This is a genomic window from Lacrimispora sp. 38-1 (genome assembly GCF_049890855.1).
Lineage (GTDB): Bacteria > Bacillota > Clostridia > Lachnospirales > Lachnospiraceae > Lacrimispora.
The window spans coordinates 1-1,760 of the sequence record NZ_JBANEW010000091.1 but is presented as its reverse complement, the minus strand read 5'-3'; the positions used below and the strand labels follow the sequence as shown (position 1 = coordinate 1,760).

The 1,760-nt window shown below is 41.8% G+C and carries 1 protein-coding gene; it reads right to left on the bottom strand.

Annotation, left to right across the window (positions count from 1 at the left end):
• Positions 1-183: 183 nt before the first annotated feature.
• A complete protein-coding gene (locus V7D18_RS23680) occupies positions 184-1,650 on the bottom strand; it encodes an ISLre2 family transposase (RefSeq protein ID WP_426158088.1) in 1,467 nt (488 codons plus the stop codon).
• Between the last annotated feature and the right edge of the window lie 110 nt (positions 1,651-1,760).

The following is a 1,760-nucleotide window of genomic DNA, read 5'->3' as shown; positions in this document are numbered from 1 at the left end:
GACTGCGTAAATTTATCTTCGGATTTAATGGTATAGAGTTCACCCACGATGCTCTGATAATGTATCAGGCAATGACTTGTGACTTTAATATACATCATTTTTGCATTCGAAACAAGCCCTGAACTGGCTAGCAGAGCAATGATGTCGAGCGGAGTATCTTCCTGATATTTCCCTGGCTTTGTATCATAATCCCCAAATATGAGAATTAAAGTATACGATTTTCTTATTCTGCAGCGACATACTATGGGATATTTGGTCGGTATATTTTCCCAGTTCTCCGTGCCGGTTTCTCTCTGACCTTTGGATCGCATCTCCACTCAGTACATCGTATTCGGCACCTACTGCCTTAGGCTGCTCCTTCTTTTGGTATCTCACTAATTCCAGCATATCGCCTCCGTTTAGATAATACGCCCGCAGCTGCGCCATATTTCCCGCTCCCTTACGACTCCATCCCATTGGTCTTGAGCTCATACGGCTTGAGAGTACATGGCTTACATGCCCTTCTGTACTGCTTCCTTTTACTCCGTCCTGATGACTTATCCTCAGCTTCGCTGCTGTCCAGTTAGACAGAATGTATTCCCTGGCTTCCCTGATTCTTTTTACTCCTGTTTCGTCCTCCAGATACTCTTCCAAACGGTCCACCAGCCTTGTGAATTCCTTCTTGGTTTTGCTTCTGATCACTTTCCTGAGTTCATCTGCCGCATCATCGCGGCTGTCTTTCATATGACTCGTAAGTTTTGTCAGGTATTTTTCCAGATGAAATTCATCCAGTACATAGGTGACTCCTTCCAGACGATTTATTCCGGCTTTAATCCAGCCTCCACCATCTGCATTTAAATATATTTTTTTGACTGTTTCCAGTTCATAGTGGTTTGTGATATAGTCATTTATTTCATCCCAAAACTTTAGATTATCCTCTCCTGTATTCACTCTGCAAAAGTAATACGGATTAATCAGGCGGTGCCGTTTACTCCTTGGTGATTCGTTTTCTATTCCTTCGTAAACATAGACCAGTTTTGTAATCAGGTTGTTATTTTTCTGATGGTTCTCATTTTCCCGCAGATCGCCCTTCTTCTCGCGCCACTGCAGAGATACATGATCCTCATCGGCATCGATATAGAGATAGTCTACTTTTTTCTTTTCTGCCTTCTCTTCATGTACTGGAAAATTCAACTGATGGAGTTTGTTCTTTACCGTCTGCTTGCTCACTTCGCTTGTCAGACTGGTTTCTTCCCCACCTCGACGATATGAGGTCTGTACTGCCTCACGTAACAGTCTTGCTTGTGCATCTTGTGTGAGTCTTCCATTCCGCTCCAGGCCAAGGATTCTATCCAGCAGATATTCACTGGTTCCGGTCTCTTTGTTCGTGAATAATGTTTTACGGAATGTGACAGTTCCTAAAGAAGTCACCAGCTGCTTTGTTGTATGAGACTCTACAATCCAATGCTTTAATCGGATAGGGCTTTCCTGTATCATTTGATCCATTGCTTCTAAAGAATCCTGTATCATACGTAGTCCCAGGTTATGGAGCTCTGCAGTCATACTGATCACGTACTCTGCCATTTGCAGCGGGTTTTTCATAAAATTATCTTCAAGTTTTTCAAATCTGTTGATGCATTCTTCCTCAAAATATCGTATACTGTTAATCATAGAGAACACCAATCCTTTGTTTTGTATTAGTTCGTCGCTAAATACTTTATCACAAAGTGGTGTTCTCTTTTTATTTATTTTCCATTATCCGAATAAAACTTTACGCTAGC

Coding starts and splice junctions, on each gene's coding strand:
- V7D18_RS23680 (WP_426158088.1), bottom strand. CDS start 1,650: ATGATTAACAGTATACGATATTTTGAGGAAGAATGCATCAACAGATTT.